The organism is Klebsiella grimontii (genome assembly GCF_042137965.1).
GTDB lineage: Bacteria > Pseudomonadota > Gammaproteobacteria > Enterobacterales > Enterobacteriaceae > Klebsiella > Klebsiella grimontii.
Genome location: NZ_CP169721.1, coordinates 2,057,890 through 2,075,990 on the forward strand (window position 1 = coordinate 2,057,890; position 18,101 = coordinate 2,075,990).

The 18,101-nt window shown below is 51.7% G+C and carries 20 protein-coding genes and 2 pseudogenes; 15 read left to right on the forward strand and 7 right to left on the reverse strand.

From position 1 onward, the window contains the following. Positions 1 to 106: 106 nt before the first annotated feature. Positions 107 to 676 carry a VOC family protein gene (locus ACE3MN_RS09780; RefSeq protein ID WP_102649740.1) on the forward strand — a complete coding sequence of 190 codons (570 nt, stop codon included), beginning with the start codon at positions 107 to 109 and terminating at the stop codon, positions 674 to 676. A 76-nt stretch (positions 677 to 752) separates the two neighbouring features. Next, positions 753 to 1,487, forward strand: a complete 735-nt coding sequence (gene cutC / locus ACE3MN_RS09785; RefSeq protein WP_101868512.1) for a copper homeostasis protein CutC — start codon at positions 753 to 755, stop codon at positions 1,485 to 1,487. A 107-nt stretch (positions 1,488 to 1,594) separates the two neighbouring features. On the opposite strand, the gene cmoB is transcribed toward cutC, so the two are convergent. From cmoB to ACE3MN_RS09805, 4 genes and pseudogenes are all read right to left on the reverse strand, one after another. Next, the gene (gene cmoB, locus ACE3MN_RS09790; RefSeq protein ID WP_049085133.1) at positions 1,595 to 2,611 is read right to left on the reverse strand and encodes a tRNA 5-methoxyuridine(34)/uridine 5-oxyacetic acid(34) synthase CmoB; all 1,017 of its coding nucleotides are present in this window, start codon (positions 2,609 to 2,611) and stop codon (positions 1,595 to 1,597) included. Further along, positions 2,608 to 3,351, reverse strand: a complete 744-nt coding sequence (cmoA, locus tag ACE3MN_RS09795) for a carboxy-S-adenosyl-L-methionine synthase CmoA (protein ID WP_102649739.1) — start codon at positions 3,349 to 3,351, stop codon at positions 2,608 to 2,610. Before cmoA ends, cmoB begins: the two co-directional genes overlap by 4 nt. Positions 3,352 to 3,390: 39 nt before the next feature. After that, entirely contained in the window at positions 3,391 to 3,786 is a 396-nt protein-coding gene (locus tag ACE3MN_RS09800; protein ID WP_004122068.1) for an MAPEG family protein, read from the reverse strand. Between the two features lie 53 nt (positions 3,787 to 3,839). Then, positions 3,840 to 4,184 (reverse strand): annotated as a pseudogene (locus ACE3MN_RS09805) (hypothetical protein); the annotation flags it as partial. 54 nt (positions 4,185 to 4,238) lie between these two features. Between ACE3MN_RS09805 and ACE3MN_RS09810 the strand changes: the two are divergent. From ACE3MN_RS09810 to ACE3MN_RS09820, 3 genes are all read left to right on the forward strand, one after another. Further along, complete coding sequence (locus ACE3MN_RS09810; protein ID WP_375364347.1) at positions 4,239 to 5,864, forward strand: recombinase family protein; 1,626 nt, start codon at positions 4,239 to 4,241, stop codon at positions 5,862 to 5,864. A gap of 69 nt (positions 5,865 to 5,933) precedes the next feature. Further along, a complete protein-coding gene (locus tag ACE3MN_RS09815; RefSeq protein WP_375364348.1) occupies positions 5,934 to 6,833 on the forward strand; it encodes an abortive phage resistance protein in 900 nt (299 codons plus the stop codon). 397 nt (positions 6,834 to 7,230) lie between these two features. Continuing rightward, positions 7,231 to 7,785: a recombinase family protein gene (locus ACE3MN_RS09820; protein ID WP_375364349.1), complete on the forward strand. Its 555-nt coding sequence runs from the start codon at positions 7,231 to 7,233 to the stop codon at positions 7,783 to 7,785. A 315-nt stretch (positions 7,786 to 8,100) separates the two neighbouring features. Here ACE3MN_RS09820 and ACE3MN_RS09825 read toward each other — a convergent pair whose 3' ends face one another. Further along, on the reverse strand, positions 8,101 to 8,856 hold the full coding sequence (locus tag ACE3MN_RS09825; RefSeq protein ID WP_375364350.1) for a hypothetical protein: 756 nt from the start codon (positions 8,854 to 8,856) through the stop codon (positions 8,101 to 8,103). Positions 8,857 to 10,136: 1,280 nt separating this feature from the next. Here ACE3MN_RS09825 and ACE3MN_RS09830 point away from each other — a divergent pair. The 4 genes from ACE3MN_RS09830 to ACE3MN_RS09845 are packed head-to-tail and all read left to right on the forward strand — an operon-like array spanning position 10,137 to position 11,363. Further along, the gene (locus tag ACE3MN_RS09830; RefSeq protein ID WP_375364351.1) at positions 10,137 to 10,658 is read left to right on the forward strand and encodes a hypothetical protein; all 522 of its coding nucleotides are present in this window, start codon (positions 10,137 to 10,139) and stop codon (positions 10,656 to 10,658) included. Then, the gene (locus ACE3MN_RS09835) at positions 10,651 to 10,986 is read left to right on the forward strand and encodes a hypothetical protein (protein WP_375364352.1); all 336 of its coding nucleotides are present in this window, start codon (positions 10,651 to 10,653) and stop codon (positions 10,984 to 10,986) included. The genes ACE3MN_RS09830 and ACE3MN_RS09835 overlap by 8 nt, the downstream gene beginning before the upstream one ends. Beyond that, entirely contained in the window at positions 10,987 to 11,163 is a 177-nt protein-coding gene (locus ACE3MN_RS09840) for a hypothetical protein (protein ID WP_375364353.1), read from the forward strand. It abuts the gene before it with no gap. Next, the gene (locus tag ACE3MN_RS09845) at positions 11,160 to 11,363 is read left to right on the forward strand and encodes a hypothetical protein (protein WP_048267512.1); all 204 of its coding nucleotides are present in this window, start codon (positions 11,160 to 11,162) and stop codon (positions 11,361 to 11,363) included. Before ACE3MN_RS09840 ends, ACE3MN_RS09845 begins: the two co-directional genes overlap by 4 nt. A gap of 51 nt (positions 11,364 to 11,414) precedes the next feature. On the opposite strand, the pseudogene ACE3MN_RS09850 reads toward ACE3MN_RS09845, so the two are convergent. Further along, positions 11,415 to 11,894: pseudogene (locus tag ACE3MN_RS09850) on the reverse strand (DUF72 domain-containing protein); the annotation flags it as partial. Beyond that, a complete protein-coding gene (locus tag ACE3MN_RS09855; protein WP_004136672.1) occupies positions 11,891 to 12,457 on the reverse strand; it encodes a hydrolase in 567 nt (188 codons plus the stop codon). The pseudogene ACE3MN_RS09850 and the gene ACE3MN_RS09855, both read right to left, overlap by 4 nt. 268 nt (positions 12,458 to 12,725) lie before the next feature. Here ACE3MN_RS09855 and aspS point away from each other — a divergent pair, with 268 nt between their 5' ends. The 6 genes from aspS (at position 12,726) to ruvB (ending at position 17,998) form a co-directional block, all read left to right on the forward strand. Then, complete coding sequence (gene aspS / locus ACE3MN_RS09860) at positions 12,726 to 14,513, forward strand: aspartate--tRNA ligase (protein WP_004136675.1); 1,788 nt, start codon at positions 12,726 to 12,728, stop codon at positions 14,511 to 14,513. A 1-nt stretch (position 14,514) separates the two neighbouring features. Next, a complete protein-coding gene (gene nudB / locus ACE3MN_RS09865; protein WP_102649738.1) occupies positions 14,515 to 14,958 on the forward strand; it encodes a dihydroneopterin triphosphate diphosphatase in 444 nt (147 codons plus the stop codon). Between the two features lie 28 nt (positions 14,959 to 14,986). Beyond that, complete coding sequence (locus ACE3MN_RS09870; protein WP_004122063.1) at positions 14,987 to 15,727, forward strand: YebC/PmpR family DNA-binding transcriptional regulator; 741 nt, start codon at positions 14,987 to 14,989, stop codon at positions 15,725 to 15,727. A 37-nt stretch (positions 15,728 to 15,764) separates the two neighbouring features. After that, on the forward strand, positions 15,765 to 16,286 hold the full coding sequence (gene ruvC, locus ACE3MN_RS09875; RefSeq protein WP_004113791.1) for a crossover junction endodeoxyribonuclease RuvC: 522 nt from the start codon (positions 15,765 to 15,767) through the stop codon (positions 16,284 to 16,286). A gap of 81 nt (positions 16,287 to 16,367) precedes the next feature. Further along, on the forward strand, positions 16,368 to 16,979 hold the full coding sequence (gene ruvA / locus ACE3MN_RS09880) for a Holliday junction branch migration protein RuvA (protein WP_004103390.1): 612 nt from the start codon (positions 16,368 to 16,370) through the stop codon (positions 16,977 to 16,979). Between the two features lie 8 nt (positions 16,980 to 16,987). Then, a complete protein-coding gene (gene ruvB, locus ACE3MN_RS09885; protein WP_024359878.1) occupies positions 16,988 to 17,998 on the forward strand; it encodes a Holliday junction branch migration DNA helicase RuvB in 1,011 nt (336 codons plus the stop codon). The last annotated feature ends 103 nt before the right edge of the window (positions 17,999 to 18,101 follow it).

Below are 18,101 nucleotides of genomic sequence, written 5' to 3' on the forward strand. Positions count from 1 at the left end.
CGCGCTCAACGAATAACCGTTCACGGGGGGCCGCCGACGATTGTCGGTTGGTAGGGCGCGGGAAACGCGATAAATTAGCTCTTTTTAGCGAGTACCGAGGCTTACGATGGCGAACTGGCAGCAGATTAAAGAATTAAACGATATTTCCGCGGACCTGCCGCGCTTTACCGAGGCGCTAAACGCGCTAGCTCATCGGCTTGGTCTCGATATTACGTCACTTGATGCCGACCATATTTCCCTGCGCTGTCATCAGAACACCACGGCGGAACGCTGGCGTCGCGGCTTTGAACAATGCGGCACGCTGCTGTCGGAAAACGTGATTAACGGCCGGCCAATCTGTTTATTCCGCCTGGATGAGCCGGTGGTCGTGGCGCACTGGCGTTTTCGCATCGTTGAGCTGCCGTGGCCGGGCGAAAAGCGCTATCCGCACGAAGGTTGGGAGCATATTGAAATCGTGCTGCCTGGCGAACCTGAAACGCTCAATACCCGCGCGCTGGCGCTGCTGTCCGATGACGGGCTGAGCCAACCGGGTATTTTTGTCAAGACCAGCGCGCCGAAAGGTGCGCGTGAGCGTTTACCGAATCCAACCCTGGCGGTAACCGATGGTAAAGTGACGATCAAATTTCACCCGTGGTCGATTGAGCAAATTGTCGCCAGTGAACACGCTGAACGATGACAGTGTGACGTTACGCGGCGTCTGCCGGGAGGAATCGTGCCATTCTGGCGTGCCTGCTCAATCTACGGAGAGAAGAATGACCTTACTGGAAGTCTGCTGTTACAGCATGGAGTGCGCGCTGGAGGCCCAGCGCCGCGGCGCCGATCGCATCGAGCTATGCGCCGCGCCGCAGGAGGGGGGGCTGACGCCTTCGCTGGGCGTACTGAAATCGGTGCGTGAAGCGGTGACTATTCCCGTTCATCCGATTATTCGCCCGCGCGGCGGTGATTTTTGCTATACCGCGGGTGAGTTTGCCGCGATGCTGGATGATGTCGCCGCGGTGAAAGATCTCGGTTTTCCCGGCCTGGTAATCGGTATTCTTGACGCCGACGGTCGGGTGGATAGGGCGCGAATGAAAAAAATAATGGCGGCGGCGGGAACCCTGGCCGTCACCTTTCACCGGGCCTTTGATATGTGCGCCAACCCGCGCCAGGCCAGCCTTGAGCTGGCTGAACTCGGCGTTCAGCGTATCCTGACTTCGGGCCAGCAGGCGTCTGCCGAAAAAGGAATTTCATTAATCAGGGAACTTATTTCCCAAAGCGATACTCCTATTATTATGGCCGGTGCAGGAGTGCGCGCCGCCAACCTGGCGCTGTTTTTACAGGCGGGGGTAAAAGAGGTGCATACCTCGGCAGGCCAGTGGTTACCGTCCCCGATGCGCTTTCGCAATCCCGGATTGTCGATGTCTACGGATGCCGAAGCAGATGAATACTTACGCTACGCCGTCAATGGCGAAGCGGTAGCGGAAATGAAGAAGATAATTACCGCGTAGAGAGTAGAGAGAGTAAACCGTTTTTTGCTGCACATCATGTCGCCCAATATGATGATTGCCCGTACCAGGCCCCTGCCCATTAAACAGGGGCCTTTTTTTATCCAGAATTAGCCCTGGCTACGGGTTTTTTTCGCCGCTAACGACTGCTGCGTTTCCGGTTTGCTGGCAATAATCACCGCGCGCAGCGGGGCCGGATAGCCTTCGACCGTTTTGCTGCTATCGCGCGGATCGAGGAAATCGGCCAGCGACTCGGTGGTCATCCACTCGGTGCGGCGCTGCTCGTCGGTCGAAGTGACGCACGCATCGACAATACGCACATCGACAAATCCGCACTTCTCCAGCCACTGCTTCAGCGCGGCGGCGGACGGGATAAAGTAGACGTTGCGCATTTGGGCATAGCGGTCGCCCGGCACCAGTACGGTATTTTCGTCGCCTTCAACGACCAGCGTCTCCAGCACCAGCTCGCCGCCGGGAACCAGCTGATCTTTGAGCTGCCACAGGTGATCGAGCGGAGAGCGGCGGTGATACAGCACGCCCATCGAAAAGACGGTATCAAAGGCGTTGAGCGCCGGAAGCTGCTCAATGCCCAGCGGCAGCAGATGCGCGCGCTGGTCGTTGCCCAACAGTTTTCGCACCGCTTCAAACTGGCAAAGAAACAGCTGGGTGGGGTCGATGCCCACCGCCAGATGAGCGCCGGCGCCAATCATGCGCCACATGTGGTATCCGCTGCCGCAGCCGACATCAAGGATGGTACGCCCGGTCAGATCGGAAAGGTGCGGCAGTACGCGCTCCCACTTCCAGTCGGAACGCCATTCGGTATCGATATTCACGCCGTAAAGGGAGAAGGGCCCTTTACGCCACGGCATCAGATTCTTCAGCAGGTTTTCAATCCGCAGGCGCTGGCCTTCGCCGAGCGGCGTTTCGCTCTCGGCGGTGACGCTGTGCAGCAGATCCAGACGGTAGGGCGCAAACTCGGGCAGAAACTCGACGGCCCGTTCCCATTCCCGGTATTTGCCGTGCAGCGCGTCGCGCTGCCAGGCCGCCACCTGGGCCGGCAGCGTCTCCAGCCAGTGCGAAAGCGGGCTTTTGGCAATCAATTGATAAAAGTTGCTGAAATCAATCATGCCGGGTCCCCGGATTTTACGGCGATTAACGATCCGAAGTTAAAGCACTGGAACCACAGCTCGGCATGTTCGAAACCGGCCTTACGCAGGCGCGCTTTGTGGGTTTCCACGGAATCGGTGAGCATCACGTTTTCCAGCATGCTGCGCTTTTGGCTGATTTCCAGCTCGCTGTAGCCGTTAGCGCGTTTGAAGTCGTGATGCATGTTGAACAAGAGTTCGCCGACGTTGTCATCTTCGAAGCTGAATTTTTCCGACAGCACCAGCGCGCCGCCCGGGTTCAGCCCCTGATAGACCTTGTCCAGAATGGCCTGGCGTTCGCCCGGCTCGAGAAACTGAATGGTGAAATTGAGCACCACCATTGAGGCGTTTTCTATCTTGACGTGGCGAATATCGCCTTCAATTACCTCGACCGGCGTCGGCGCTTTATAAGCGTCAATATGGCGACGGCAGCGTTCGACCATCGCCGGCGAGTTATCGATGGCGATGATTTTGCAGCCAGAATGCGCAATATTGCGGCGCACGGACAGCGTGGCTGCGCCAAGCGAGCAGCCGAGATCGTAAACCTGGGTATCCGGCTGAACGAAACGTTCCGCCAGCATGCCGATCATCGAAATGATATTGGAATAGCCGGGAACAGAGCGCTGGATCATATCCGGGAAGACTTCAGCAACCCGTTCATCAAAGGTCCAGTCGCCGAGACTGGCAATCGGCGCGGAAAAAAGCGTATCGCGGTGAGACATAACGTTAAACCCGAAAAATCGAAAACGGCGTATTGTGCGCTAACGGACGGAGAAAACCAACTCCCAGGGCATATACCAGAAGTTCGCCAGCACCATCAGCAACAACGAACACCACGTCGCGCTCATGCCGGAACGGCGCCAGCGGTAGAGACGATGATGAAAGCCATACGAGTGCATCAGGCGCCCGGCGATCAGCAAGATACCGCAGACGTGGACCATCCAGGTCTGGGCGCCGTTCATCTCCATAAACAGCAGTAAGATCAGGCCAATGGGAACATACTCCACCGCGTTCCCGTGCACGCGAATAGCGACCTGCAGCTCGCTAAAACCACCGTCGCCGTAGCCTACGCGATATTGCGTCCTCAGGCGTACGACGTCCCAGGAAAACTTAATAAGCAATAACGCACCTAAGACCGCATACAGCGCGCTGACCATACTCAAAACTCCCTTTTATCGCTTCCGGTGGCTCAATTGAGGATAGCAGGATATCAGAAAAGAGAGGTTTGCTGCGGAATTGACGGCGCATTCCCTATTTCCGGTAGGGCAGTACGCAGATCGCCCCACAGGGTGTCGACCAGTTCCGGCGCCTGGGCGATATCCGGAGTATGGAGGAACAGGTACGGCGTGGCGGTCGGCGTCCATTTTGGCAGCGTGCGAATCCACACGCTAAAAAGCTCGCGATTCTGCGTCATATCATCGCTGCCGATAAAACGCACCATTGGATTATGGGCCGTCACCAGCGCATGGACGGGGACTTTAGGCTTCTTCTTCTGCGCCTCGATCATCGCCGGGCTGCGGGCGACGGCGCTATGAACCGGACGGCTATCAAGGATTGAACCCTCTTATGATACACTCATCAAATCTCTTCATAACTCATCATAAACTCCATGCCAAAAGCAATCTCATACATACGATTTTCTACAAAAATTCAATCAGTTGGTGATTCTACTAAGCGTCAAAGCAAGTACATTAACGATTGGTTAAAAAGGAATCCTGATTATTATTTAGACGAATCACTACGCTTTCAGGATTTAGGCATCAGTGGTTACTCTGGCGCTAATGCTAAGTCTGGTGCATTCGGGGAATTCTTAGCCGCTGTCGATTCCGGCTACATTGAAGCGGGTTCAGTGCTTCTTGTTGAATCTCTGGACAGGGTAAGCCGTCAGGACATCGACACAGCAGGGGAGCAGCTTAGAAAGATTCTCAGGGCTGGCGTTGAAGTGGTGACCCTTGTCGATAACGAGTGGTACACGAAAGAAAGCCTGAAAGATTCACTGAGCATGATTAAAGCCATGCTGGTGATGGAGCGAGCACACGAAGAATCAGCGATGAAATCTACCCGTTTAAGGTCTGTATGGGCTGCTAAAAGGGAACGTGCAGCTAACGGTGAAATCATGTCTAAGCGTTGTGCGGCATGGCTCAAGGTATCTGAAGACCGTTCACACTTTGAATTCATCCCTGAGAACGTGAATGCTGTTCAGCGTGTCTTTCAGTTACGGTTAGAGGGGTTGTCTCACGTCAAGATAGCCAAACAAATGAATGATGAAGGTTTTTCCACCCTGAACCAGTTCAAATCCGTTACAGGTGGCTGGTCTCAATCATCGGTTACAGAGTTGCTTTCAAACCGTTCAGTGATTGGTTTCAAAGTTCCTTCTAAATCAATGGCTGTAAAGGGTGTATCTGAGATTTCTAACTATTACCCTTCAATTATCAGTGAACAGCAATTCTACGCTGTACAGCAGCTTAAACAGGGTTCAGGGCGTAAACCTTCCTCTGACCTACCTTTGCTAACAAATCTCTTCAAGGGCGTTCTAAGGTGCTCTGAGTGTGGGTTTATCATGGTTGTTGCAGGTGTCACGGCTAAGAGGTCTGGTATATACAAATGTTCGATGAAGAGTGAAGGGCGTTGTAATAGCGTTGGATTCAGCAGATTGCAGACTGACCGCGCATTAGTTCAGGGGCTTCTGTACAACACCAACCGTCTTTCACTGAATCGTGATAACGGCTCTGCTATTGGTGCTCTTCAAAGTGAGTTAGAACAGCTTCAAAAACAGCGTGAGAGGCTCATTAAGCTGTCGATGCTGACTGATGATGTAGAGTCTATGGCTAAGGACTTGAAATCACTGAACAGCCGAATAAGGGACGCTGAAAAGGCCGTTTCAGAGGTTCACCAACGGGAGGCATCAAGCCAGCTTGAGACAATAAGCCATCTTGATTTAACCGTGAAGAAAGACCGGATAGAGGCTCAAATCATTATTAAACGGATAGTGAAAGAAATCCGACTTAACACGGCTGGAAAGAAGTGCAATGTCTTCCTACACAACGGGTTAAGGCTGCTTAACTTTCCACTTGATAGGGTGGTTGACGGTGCTCAATGGCTGGAGAGTTTACCGCTGATTGATGGTGATGAATTCGATTTTGAAGGGTTCTCGACTAAGCCGCGACACATAGCCTTAGAAGAGGCTCCAGAGTGGGTGAAAGAGATGGAAGAGCAACCTAATCAGCCGCTGTGAAAAGTTTGCTTACAGAGTATGCTGAAGAGGTAAAATGATGATGCGAAATTACTTCTGAGGGGTGGAAAAATGGCTTCTGCTGTAACGGAATTACAATCTTTGGCTGAAAATGTTGAGACAGACATACTCACTCTTTTTCTCAAAGCAAAGAGTATTGCTATGAGCATGGAGGATAATGATTTTTTAGAATGGTTGAATTGTGAAATAAACGGCTACCAAGTAACAGGAACCATACCAGATTATCGTGTTGGGGTCGGGAAAATTAGTGCGTGGGATGTAGAGCTAAAAAGAACACTTGATTTCGACTTTGGAAAAGCGACACCAGAGCAAATTAATGTTTTTTCGACTTACAAGATTGCTAACCCCATCTCCACGATTATAGAGTTAGCTGAAAAGCGTGTGGAGTGGCAACTCATGATGCCATTGGAATTAAAAAATATTTTACTTAAAGAGCAGGGGAAAGGTATTGAGCTTTACTGGGATATTCACATTGGTAAAATTCAAGGAATACTCTTTGCTGTTCGAAACAAGATTCACGACTGGGCAACTCTTGTTATAACCAAAAGTGGGGCGCAAGATGTTACCATGCTTGCTAATGATAAGGTGGTTTCAGTTATGACTGTTAACAATATTAATAACTTTAACGGCAACGTGCATAATGCTGGTGCTATTGGTGCTGGCAATACCGGAGATATTCACCAACAGAACAGTATTACTTCAGGTGATTTTAACTCCCTTGCGCGTCAGCTAAAAGAGCAGGGGCTTGATGATGCTGATGTCAAAGAGTTGGAGCAGCTTGTTAAACAGACTGATAAACCGACTTCAAAAGATGAGGTGGAAAAGGGCTTTGGGTCTTGGATTGGTAAGATTACGGGAAAGGCTTTCACTGGAGGGCTAAAAATCGCTGGTGCAGCGGCTCCAGCCGTTCTTACTAATGCGCTTTGCCACTATTTCGGGATTCCTGTCTAACTCTTTTAAGGTCGCTATGGTTAGACGGGTTTCCTTTTCGATTCCTGAAATTTCCATAGTGACCCCTTCAATGGCTTGTGAATGCTGAAGAATTGCCATCTAAACGGCTAAATTAACAGTGAAAAACAGTCTCTTCGAATAGCGTTATAACCCCTATCAACACCAGTATTTTCAATAGCTACAGCCTATTAACTGTTTTAGTTCCGAAAAGAGATAAGAATGAGTATTTATATACCTGTTTCAATGGTTTGGATTGTCTCAAAAGGGAGTGGTTTTGATACTGCTGAAAAGAGTCTCGAAAGGTGTGATTAGGTTGTCTCAAAAGTTTGATTTTGAGTTTTGATACAGGTATTATTTTGAGACTAGGTTTTGAGACAACTTTCAGGGAATCACCATAATGTCATCTGTAATCGCCTACGTCCGTGTATCAACTTCAGACCAGACAGTCACCAACCAGAAACAGCAGATTGAAGAAGCTGGCTATCAGGTTTCTAAGTGGTTCACCGATGAGGCTGTATCAGGTGGCATTAAGGCTACAGCCCGTAAAGGATTCGGTGACCTGCTGAATTATGTCCGTGAAGGTGACACGCTGATTGTTATCGCTATTGACCGCTTAGGCCGTAACACTATCGATGTTCTCTCAACGGTAGAACTTCTTCAAGCCAAAGGAGTGAAGGTTATCAGTCTCCGTGAAGGGTTCGACCTGTCTACACCAGTGGGTAAGGCTATGCTCACTATGATGGCTGGATTGGCTTCTTTAGAGAAAGACTTGATAGCAGAGCGCAGAACAGCAGGGATTAAACGTGCTCAGTCTGAAGGTGTTCACTGTGGCAGACCGATTAAAGCAACCTCTGAACAGGTTCAGGAACTTCTTTCACAGGGAATGTCACCAAAGCAGGTACAGGATGAGTTACAAATTAGTAAGGCAACTTTCTATCGCCTGAACAAGTAGCAGTTAGATAGTGATTCATGATGCCCCTTTATTGGGGCTTTTTTATACCTTCACCTTGTGAGAGGTTCTGTAACGAATCCTGAGAGGTTCTATTAAAGGGCTTTGTTGGTTGTTAGGTAATAGCTTAGAGGTTGTCACAGTGCTGTACAGTTCGGGATATGTTGAAATTTCATAGCCTCAACGCTACTTTCTCAGGTTCGCCCACTAAATAGGTGTACACAGGCGATTAAGAATCTTAAAAAGCGGCCTCAGATATTTCTATAAAATCAACCTGAAGCCATTTTGAACAGTGGTCTCAAAAATTTTTGAAAAAAATCATCGAATTGCAGACTGTTCACCAGTACGAGGAAAGTTGTATTTACCGAAATCCCCGAAATAAAGCCTTGCCACCTCATCATATCTTTTTGCGGCTTCTGAAGCTGAATCAAACTTTTCATCTAAACGGGCAACCCCTTCACAGAAAAGCCTTGCTCTGAATTTCTTTCCCGCTCTGGTGACGCCTTTATAGTTGACCTGACTATCTTTGCTGCAAAAGGCATTCATTGAATTTTGTGAAGGAGTTACATTGCGCAAGCCCTTATGATGGTAAGACAGTGTATTACCTTTCACATGGTCAATATAGCCGGACGGCTCTTTGTGGTTAATGAGTATATAAACCAGACGATGCAATGCTACATGCTTTTGTTTACCCTGAAAGGTGGTTACCATTCGAGGGTAGCGATAATCCCCTTGCCCTATGTAACTTACCCTAATCTCATCACCTGCTTTGTAAGGATTGTGATAACTCTTTTTTGGTGCGTCTTTCTTGTGGGTAATCTTTCCGGTAACTTTATCGTAATGATAAGAATCAATCAGATGCTGAATGAATGGTGTTGTGTTCGGCTTGATTCCCTTTCTGAGGCACGGTGATAAGGCATCCAGCATTCTGGCTGCTTGATTTATTTCTCTTGCGGCACGTGCAGAAACGCGGTTAGTACCAGATATGAAATCATCTTCAGGGATGATAAAAGGTGCTCTTCCAGTAACCTTGGCGGGAATACTGAAGTCAACATTAAACGGTAGAACGCTCATAACGCTGTTTGTCCATGCTCAAAGTTAATCAAGTCCACTAGCAGAAATCACCAGTGAAAGAAAAACCCTTGCTGTGTAAGCGTTATGTGCTGCTGTTTCAGGGTGTAGGCAGCGATTGGAACCGATAATAAGTGATAGCTGTAGGTTGGTCACATTTGGGGTGTGAATCCTTCACCGTTCATCGGTCTGTTATTTGATGATTTGCTAATCGGGTGGGCTTACTGGAATCTGTTACAAACTCAACTAAATGAGCCGTTACAGCAGAATTACCACATCGTTTCCGATGTTTCACATTCATCTCCTAATAGACTGATTATTCTATCAAAGATGATGGTTTGATGCAATTGTAATCTGAGCTGGTTTAGCACTCGCTGAGGGATTCTGATAGGCTATCTGAATAGATTACAAGGCGAAAGCAAGAAGCATGACAACGCGAAGCCATGCGAATGTTGAAAGGATAATTCCTTGATTTGGTGATTTCACATCTTAACAGTAATCTTTAAAGGTATTGATTAAGTATCTTTTGAAGAGATAATAAGATTTTAATGGCTTTTGGCGTAAGCCATTTTCTTATTGTAGTATTCAATTAGTGATAATCAAAAACTTTAAAGATAATCTGTAAAGGTCTTAATGCATTATATCAATCGTAAAAAATCCGTCAATAGCAAAAAGTGCTAAATATGCATTTCTGCCATCCCATCCACCCCGCCAATAATGACCATCCATCAATTTCAGTAATAACAAAATACCACTGTACAAAAACACATTTCCGTATGATAATAATACAGTAATGCTCATTTATCAAAATCGGTCAACAGGGTCTTAGATAGATGAGAATAGTTGGAAGGTCACTTTCTCAGGTTTTATCATGGGGGGTGACCTTTCTTGTTTAAGGACTATTAATATGAATGAAGAAATACTTTACTGTCGTAGCTGAAAAGGCACATCGGTTCTGCATGCAATATAAGGGTCTTTCCGAATTAACAGGAATTACATCCCCCACCGATTACACCCCGCCTCGTATGATGACTAAAACCAGACGGTATGAAATCATTAAGGCTATTTGTCAGAAAACTGAAACCCCTTGACATAATTTAACAACATGTTAACATTTATGTATTGGATTGATTTCCTAACAAATTAATGGCTTTCCTGTGGCATCCCTTCCTCGGGGACAGGTTAGCCAACCCCTTACACATTCCAGATGACACTACACGGGTTACGTAAAAGACGGCCTGTGTGGTGTATTTTTGTATCTGAATTTCACGAGAGCGTTAATAATGAATAGTCCTACACAGAAACGAATTGAAATCGAATCACATTTCATCCCCAAAATTAAAGCTGCACTGGAAAATATCGGAGATGCAAAGGATATTTACAACGCAGACAGCCTGAATAAAGATACTCTTATTGCTATCAAGACTAAGCAACTAATGTCTCAGCCAGTCGAAGATTACGGGTTCCGAATCCGACAGGTTACACACCCAGCGATGGTACAGACTATTATTCAGAACATGATGCATGAGAATTACGTTGTGTATGAGATGGGCGCTGGATTTATCAAGTTTGTACCATTGCAGCAGTCACCAAAACATAACCCGCTTGCTGAGATTGAAAAGGAATGTAAGAAAGCCGCTGAGAAATTTGTTGATGCAGGTATCACTGAGAAAGCGAATAAGGTAAATAAGGCTATCCATGCTCACAACGTATTGGTGAAACAGGCTGAAGAAGCGTTATCGGGAATTAAACCGCTTGAATCCTATCTGTCTGTGATTGTCGCCGATGAGGTGGGTAATGACTAACAAAGTCACTGAGGCCGCCTACAAGGCTCAGATTGCTGCTTTACAGGCTCAGTTAATGCAACGTCATACAGTGACTGCCATCGACGCTGTACAGCCTTTCTGTGAAGCTATAGGTATCAATCCCGCTGATTACGTTAAGGCCACCAGCGCTATGAGTAACCAGCATAACGCGTTCTGTGACGGGATTCTGAAAGCGGCTTCTTCAAAGGTCACCCGCTTGCAGCGTGATGCAACTGTACGAATCCTCGAAGCACAGACAAAACGAAACAAAGCCATAACAGCAGCCTCAGAAGCGGCTGAAGTTGCTCAGTCGATGGGAGGGCTGTAAATGAATCATCTCTTCAATGAACATGGTCAGAAAGTAAGTTGTAATCTTTTGATGACGCTGCATCCATCGCTTATCAAAAAGCTGGAAAAGCTTTCTGAACAGATTGGTCAAGGTGTGGTATCAGAAGACCAGCGTTTAACACTGGCAATCGGTGAGATGCTCAGGAGGCTTGAATGACGCTTTATCCGTGTAATCCTCTGAAGTCTCAAGGGGATGCAATTCCGTTAACTCAAAATCTCGCCCTGAATATTCCTGTCCCAATGCTACAGAAGCTGGACAGAGTAGGTTATGAACTCGCGGGACGTTACAAATTGGGCGGATTATCCGAGCAGCGCGTGAGATTGCTGGCATTGGCTCACCTGATTGAAGCCGCTTAATCCCCGCTACAAAATCCCATCTTTTAATGTGTATCATTAGAAAGGTTATTTAAGGATCACGCGATTGACGTTACGCTGATGCAGGCCGCGATTGAGCTGCTGTTCCGCTTCCCCTTTGGCGAAAAATTCCGGATGCCTTACCTCAACGCCGTAGCGGAATTCGCGCGGCAGGCTGTCGAGGAACGGCCAGAGGGCGGTGAGGTCCCGAGGGCCGAACGTCGCCGGCAACTGGAGCCAGTACTGGCCGATGCGCGAAGACAGCGGCGCCAGACGGGTAAAAAACTCATGGCTTAAGTCGTCGCAGTTGCGCAGCGCCGCCTGGTGCGAAATGGTGGCCGGAAATTTGAAGCAGAAGCGAAAATCGTCGTGGGTTTGTTCATACCAGCGGCTGACAATCTCCGCTTTTGGTAACGCGTACAGGGTGGTGTTGCCCTCCACGCAGTTGAAGTGGCGGGCATACTCTTCAAGGCTGGTGATACCCAGCCGCACCCACTTCGGGTGCGCCCACTGGGGAAGCCCTATATAAATCATAATGCGGCAAGCACCTCCTCGGTACTACGCACGCGGGCAATCCGCGGGAAGATATGCGTCATGCTGCTAAGATGCTGTTCCGCCGTCGCCGCGCTGCAGGCGTCTTCGACAAGAATGAGGTTAAAACCCAGCTCCCAGGCGTTGCGCGCCGTAGATTCGACGCCGATATTCGTGGAGATACCGCACAGGATAATCGTATCGATACCGCGACGGCGAAGCTGCAGCTCCAGGTCGGTGCCGTAAAAGGCCCCCCACTGGCGTTTGGTGACTTCGATATCGCTCGCCTGTTTTTCCAGCGCGAGCGGATAGGCCCACCAGTTTTCCGGTAGCGTTGGCGCGCCTGCCTGAGCATCGACCGGCTGCTTCAGCGCTTCCGCGAAATCCGCCGACCAGCCAACGCGAACCATGACCACCGGGGAACCCTGCTGGCGGCACTTTTTCGCCAGACTCGCGGCGCGCTCAACCACTTCGTCAGCGCGATGCGGGCCGCCGGCAAACGGTAAAATGCCTTCCTGCAGGTCAATAACGACCAGCGCGGTCTTTTTTGCATTGAGTTCTAACATGATATCCCCGTATCTTCTTTTGTTGTCAGGCCGCTACAATACCGTTGCCGATCTCGCCCGAGGGTAACAAATTTTGTTAATTTTTGTGAGTACAAGCAATAAGCGTGCAGCAAAGCAACGCAGCGCGCTGCGCCGGACTTATCGTGCGGCATAATTTCCAGTATAATAGCCGCCTTTTTTCATTCAGTTGTGACATCAGCTAAAGCTGCGACCTCGTCGCCTGCAAGGCAGGCAACAATCCGCCTGCGGCTAAGTTAAGGGATATCTCATGCGTACAGAATATTGCGGGCAGCTTCGTCTGTCCCACGTAGGGCAGCAAGTGACTCTGTGTGGTTGGGTCAACCGTCGTCGTGATCTTGGTAGCCTTATCTTTATCGATATGCGTGACCGCGAAGGCATCGTGCAGGTGTTTTTCGATCCGGATCGCGCCGACGCATTAAAGCTGGCCTCTGAACTGCGTAATGAGTTCTGCATCCAGGTCACCGGCACCGTGCGTGCGCGTGACGAAAAAAACGTGAATAGCGATATGGCCACCGGCGCCATCGAAGTGCTGGCATCCGACCTGACCATTATCAACCGCGCGGAAGCGCTGCCGCTGGACTCCAACCACGTCAACACCGAAGAAGCGCGTCTGAAATACCGCTACCTGGACCTGCGTCGTCCGGAAATGGCGCAGCGCCTGAAAACCCGTGCGAAGATTACCAGCCTCGTCCGCCGTTTTATGGACGACCACGGCTTCCTCGATATCGAAACGCCGATGCTGACCAAAGCTACCCCGGAAGGCGCGCGCGACTATCTGGTGCCTTCTCGTGTGCATAAAGGCAAATTCTACGCGCTGCCGCAGTCTCCCCAGCTGTTCAAACAGCTGCTGATGATGTCCGGTTTTGACCGCTACTATCAGATTGTTAAATGTTTCCGCGACGAAGACCTGCGCGCCGACCGCCAGCCGGAATTCACCCAGATCGACGTCGAGACCTCCTTCATGACCGCCGAGCAGGTGCGTGAAGTGATGGAAGCGCTGGTGCGTAATCTGTGGCAGGAAGTGAAGGGCGTGGATCTGGGCGATTTCCCGATCATGACCTTCGCCGAAGCCGAGCGCCGCTACGGTTCCGATAAACCAGACCTGCGTAACCCGATGGAGCTGGTGGACGTTGCCGATCTGGTCAAAGCGGTGGAATTCGCCGTCTTCGCAGGTCCGGCTAACGACGCCAAAGGCCGCGTAGCCGCGCTGCGCGTACCGGGCGGCGCTGCGCTGACCCGTAAGCAAATCGACGAGTACGGTAAGTTTGTCCAGATCTACGGCGCAAAAGGCCTGGCCTATATTAAAGTCACCGAGCGGGCGAAAGGCCTTGAAGGCATCAACAGCCCGGTAGCTAAATTCCTTAACGCCGACATCGTTGAAGCGATCCTTGAGCGCACCGGCGCGCAGGATGGCGACATGATCTTCTTCGGCGCGGATAACAAAAAGGTTGTCGCCGACGCGCTCGGCGCGCTGCGTCTGAAGCTGGGCAAAGACCTGAACCTGACCGACGAAAACAAATGGGCGCCGCTGTGGGTTATCGACTTCCCGATGTTTGAAGACGACGGTGAAGGCGGCCTGACCGCGATGCACCATCCGTTTACCTCGCCGAAAGATATGTCCGCCGCCGAGCTGAAGGCCGCGCCGGAAGACGCGGTGGCCAACGCCTACGATATGGTCATCAACGGCTATGAAGTCGGCGGCGGTTCGGTACGTATTCACAGCGGTGAAATGCAGCAGACCGTGTTCGGCATTCTCGGCATTAACGAGCAAGAGCAGCGCGAGAAGTTTGGCTTCCTGCTGGACGCGCTGAAATACGGTACTCCGCCGCACGCGGGCCTGGCTTTCGGTCTTGACCGTTTGACCATGCTGCTGACCGGTACCGATAATATCCGTGACGTTATCGCCTTCCCGAAAACTACCGCCGCCGCTTGCCTGATGACCGAAGCGCCAAGCTTCGCTAACCCGGCATCGCTGAGCGAGCTGGGTATTCAGGTGGTGGCGAAAGAGGCAAAAGAGTCTCTGGAGAATAAGTAAGATGTCATTCAAGCTCCCCGTTTCCGTGCTGGTGGTGATTTACGCCAAAGATACGAAGCGGGTGCTGATGTTGCAGCGGCGCGACGATCCCGCGTTCTGGCAGTCGGTTACCGGCAGCCTGGAAGAGGGAGAGACCGCGCCGCAGGCTGCCGCGCGTGAAGTTATGGAAGAAGTCGCCATTGATGTCGCCAGCGAGCAGCTGGCTTTGGTTGACTGTCAGCGCACGGTAGAGTTCGAGATATTTTCTCATTTACGTCATCGCTATGCGCCGGGCGTTGAGCGTAATACGGAATTTTGGTTCCGTCTTGCGCTCCCCCATGAACGCCAGATTGTCTTTACGGAACATCTGGACTATCGCTGGGTTGATGCGACGGAAGCCGCCACGTTGACCAAGTCCTGGAGCAACCGGCAGGCGATTGAAGAATTTGTAATTAACGCCGCCTGAAAGGGCGCGCTTTTTTGGAGAGTTTTTTATGGCAGGTCATAGTAAATGGGCCAACACCAAGCACCGCAAAGCGGCACAGGATGCCAAGCGCGGTAAGATCTTTACGAAAATTATTCGCGAGCTGGTCACCGCCGCGCGTCTGGGCGGCGGCGATGCGGGATCTAACCCGCGTCTGCGCGCGGCAATCGACAAAGCGCTGAGCAACAACATGACCCGCGACACCCTGAACCGCGCTATTGCCCGCGGCGTGGGCGGCGATGATGATGCGAACATGGAAACCATCATCTATGAAGGTTACGGTCCTGGCGGCACGGCGGTGATGGTTGAATGTCTGTCCGACAACCGTAACCGTACCGTTGCGGAAGTCCGTCATGCCTTCACCAAAACCGGCGGTAACCTGGGGACCGACGGTTCCGTTTCCTACCTGTTCAGCAAAAAAGGCGTTATCTCCTTCGAGAAAGGCGACGAAGATGCGATCATGGAAGCGGCGCTGGAAGCGGGCGCGGAAGACGTTGTGACCTATGACGACGGCGCGATTGACGTTTATACCGCGTGGGAAGAGATGGGCGCGGTACGCGATGCGCTGGAAGCCGCCGGCCTGAAAGCGGACGCCGCTGAAGTCTCGATGATCCCGTCTACCAAAGCGGACATGGACGCGGAAACTGCGCCGAAACTGCTGCGTCTGATCGATATGCTGGAAGATTGCGACGACGTGCAGGAAGTTTATCACAACGGCGAGATCTCTGATGAGGTCGCCGCAACGCTCTAATGTTGCCGACCGTTAAACCACTAACCGGAGGTGCGTGATGGCCATTATTCTCGGCATTGACCCGGGGTCGCGCGTCACTGGTTATGGCGTCATCCGCCAGGTTGGACGCCAGCTCAGCTATCTGGGCAGCGGCTGTATTCGCACGAAAGTGGATGATTTACCGTCTCGCCTGAAGCTCATCTATGCGGGCGTCACGGAAATTATTACCCAGTTCCAGCCGGATTATTTCGCCATCGAACAAGTGTTTATGGCCAAGAACGCCGACTCGGCGCTGAAGCTCGGCCAGGCGCGCGGCGTGGCGATTGTCGCGGCGACGAATCAGGACCTGCCGGTCTTTGAGTACGCCGCCAGGCAGGTAAAGCAGACCGTTGTCGGCATCGGCAGCGCGGAAAAGAGCCAGGTGCAGCATATGGTGCGCACCTTGCTCAAGCTGCCGGCCAACCCGCAGGCGGATGCGGCGGATGCTTTAGCCATCGCCATCACCCACTGCCACGTCAGCCAGAACGCCGCCCAGATCAGCGAAAGCCGCCTGAATCTGGCGCGTGGACGCTTACGATAACCTGAAATCAGGCTGGATATCTATCCAGCCTTTTTTTATGATACCGCATTAGACTTTCAGCCCTTAATCTAGGAGCTCCACGTGATAGGCAGACTCAGAGGCATCATTCTCGAAAAACAACCCCCGCTGGTTTTACTCGAAACGGGAGGCGTAGGCTATGAGGTTCATCTGCCGATGACCTGTTTCTACGAGCTGCCGGACGTGGGCAAAGAGGCGATCATTTTTACCCACTTTATCGTCCGCGAAGACGCTCAGCTGCTGTATGGCTTTAACAACAAGCAGGAGCGCACGCTGTTTAAAGAGCTGATTAAAACCAACGGCGTCGGTCCGAAGCTGGCGCTGGCGATCCTTTCCGGCATGTCGGCGCAGCAGTTTGTGAATGCCGTTGAGCGTGAGGAGCTGGCGGCGCTGGTGAAGCTGCCGGGAATCGGCAAGAAAACCGCGGAACGCCTGATTGTCGAAATGAAAGACCGCTTTAAAGGGCTGCACGGCGATCTGTTTACGCCGGCGGCGGATCTGGTGCTGACGTCTCCAGCCGGTCCTTCTGATGATGATGCTGAACAGGAAGCGGTTGCCGCGCTGGTGGCGCTGGGCTATAAACCTCAGGAGGCCAGCCGGATGGTCAGCAAAATCGTGCGCCCGGATGCCAACAGTGAAACGCTAATTCGCGAAGCGCTCCGCGCCGCGTTGTGAGGTAAGGGATGATTGAAGCAGACAGGCTGGTATCGGCGGACAGCAGCGGTTTTGAAGAGGCAGCCGATCGCGCCATTCGCCCTAAATTGCTGCAAGAGTACGTGGGCCAGCCGCACGTCCGTTCGCAGATGGAGATTTTTATCCAGGCGGCGAAGCTGCGCGGCGACGCGCTCGATCACCTGCTGATTTTTGGCCCGCCGGGGCTGGGGAAAACCACCCTGGCAAACATCGTCGCCAACGAGATGGGCGTGAACCTGCGCACCACCTCCGGCCCGGTGCTGGAAAAGGCGGGCGATCTGGCGGCGATGTTGACCAATCTTGAGCCCCACGACGTTCTGTTTATCGACGAGATCCACCGTCTGTCACCGGTTGTTGAAGAAGTTCTCTATCCGGCAATGGAAGATTATCAGCTGGATATCATGATTGGCGAAGGGCCCGCGGCGCGTTCGATAAAAATCGATCTGCCGCCGTTTACCCTGATTGGCGCGACGACTCGCGCAGGTTCATTGACTTCGCCGCTGCGCGACCGTTTTGGCATCGTTCAGCGCCTGGAGTTCTATCAGATCCCGGACCTGCAGCATATTGTCAGCCGCAGCGCCCGCTATATGGGGCTGGAGATGAGCGAAGAGGGGGCTCTGGAGGTCGCGCGTCGCGCGCGCGGCACGCCGCGAATCGCCAACCGCCTGCTGCGCCGGGTGCGCGATTTTGCCGAGGTTCGCTACGACGGGCGTATCTCTGAGGATATTGCCGCTCAGGCGCTGGATATGCTCAACGTGGATGCGGAAGGCTTCGATTATATGGACCGTAAGCTGCTGCTGGCGGTCATCGATAAATTCTTTGGCGGGCCGGTCGGGCTGGATAACCTGGCGGCGGCCATCGGCGAAGAGCGGGAAACGATTGAAGATGTGCTCGAGCCGTATCTGATCCAGCAGGGCTTTTTACAGCGTACTCCGCGCGGGCGAATGGCGACGGTGCGGGCCTGGACCCACTTCGGCATTACGCCGCCGGAAATGCCTTAATCGTTGTCCGGCGATAAAACAGCAGACCGCAGGGGCCGGTACCCCGGCCAAGCGGAGCGCAAGCCGGGAAAATAGCTGAGTGGTTGATGTCCCGGCTTGCGGC

Coding starts and splice junctions, on each gene's coding strand:
- cmoB (WP_049085133.1), bottom strand. CDS start 2,611: ATGATTGATTTCAGCAACTTTTATCAATTGATTGCCAAAAGCCCGCTT.
- ACE3MN_RS09810 (WP_375364347.1), top strand. CDS start 4,239: ATGCCAAAAGCAATCTCATACATACGATTTTCTACAAAAATTCAATCA.
- ACE3MN_RS09845 (WP_048267512.1), top strand. CDS start 11,160: ATGACGCTTTATCCGTGTAATCCTCTGAAGTCTCAAGGGGATGCAATT.
- ACE3MN_RS09855 (WP_004136672.1), bottom strand. CDS start 12,457: ATGTTAGAACTCAATGCAAAAAAGACCGCGCTGGTCGTTATTGACCTG.
- ACE3MN_RS09780 (WP_102649740.1), top strand. CDS start 107: ATGGCGAACTGGCAGCAGATTAAAGAATTAAACGATATTTCCGCGGAC.
- aspS (WP_004136675.1), top strand. CDS start 12,726: ATGCGTACAGAATATTGCGGGCAGCTTCGTCTGTCCCACGTAGGGCAG.
- ruvC (WP_004113791.1), top strand. CDS start 15,765: ATGGCCATTATTCTCGGCATTGACCCGGGGTCGCGCGTCACTGGTTAT.
- ruvB (WP_024359878.1), top strand. CDS start 16,988: ATGATTGAAGCAGACAGGCTGGTATCGGCGGACAGCAGCGGTTTTGAA.
- cmoA (WP_102649739.1), bottom strand. CDS start 3,351: ATGTCTCACCGCGATACGCTTTTTTCCGCGCCGATTGCCAGTCTCGGC.
- nudB (WP_102649738.1), top strand. CDS start 14,515: ATGTCATTCAAGCTCCCCGTTTCCGTGCTGGTGGTGATTTACGCCAAA.
- ACE3MN_RS09815 (WP_375364348.1), top strand. CDS start 5,934: ATGGCTTCTGCTGTAACGGAATTACAATCTTTGGCTGAAAATGTTGAG.
- ACE3MN_RS09830 (WP_375364351.1), top strand. CDS start 10,137: ATGAATAGTCCTACACAGAAACGAATTGAAATCGAATCACATTTCATC.
- cutC (WP_101868512.1), top strand. CDS start 753: ATGACCTTACTGGAAGTCTGCTGTTACAGCATGGAGTGCGCGCTGGAG.
- ACE3MN_RS09825 (WP_375364350.1), bottom strand. CDS start 8,856: ATGAGCGTTCTACCGTTTAATGTTGACTTCAGTATTCCCGCCAAGGTT.
- ACE3MN_RS09800 (WP_004122068.1), bottom strand. CDS start 3,786: ATGGTCAGCGCGCTGTATGCGGTCTTAGGTGCGTTATTGCTTATTAAG.
- ACE3MN_RS09870 (WP_004122063.1), top strand. CDS start 14,987: ATGGCAGGTCATAGTAAATGGGCCAACACCAAGCACCGCAAAGCGGCA.
- ACE3MN_RS09835 (WP_375364352.1), top strand. CDS start 10,651: ATGACTAACAAAGTCACTGAGGCCGCCTACAAGGCTCAGATTGCTGCT.
- ACE3MN_RS09820 (WP_375364349.1), top strand. CDS start 7,231: ATGTCATCTGTAATCGCCTACGTCCGTGTATCAACTTCAGACCAGACA.
- ACE3MN_RS09840 (WP_375364353.1), top strand. CDS start 10,987: ATGAATCATCTCTTCAATGAACATGGTCAGAAAGTAAGTTGTAATCTT.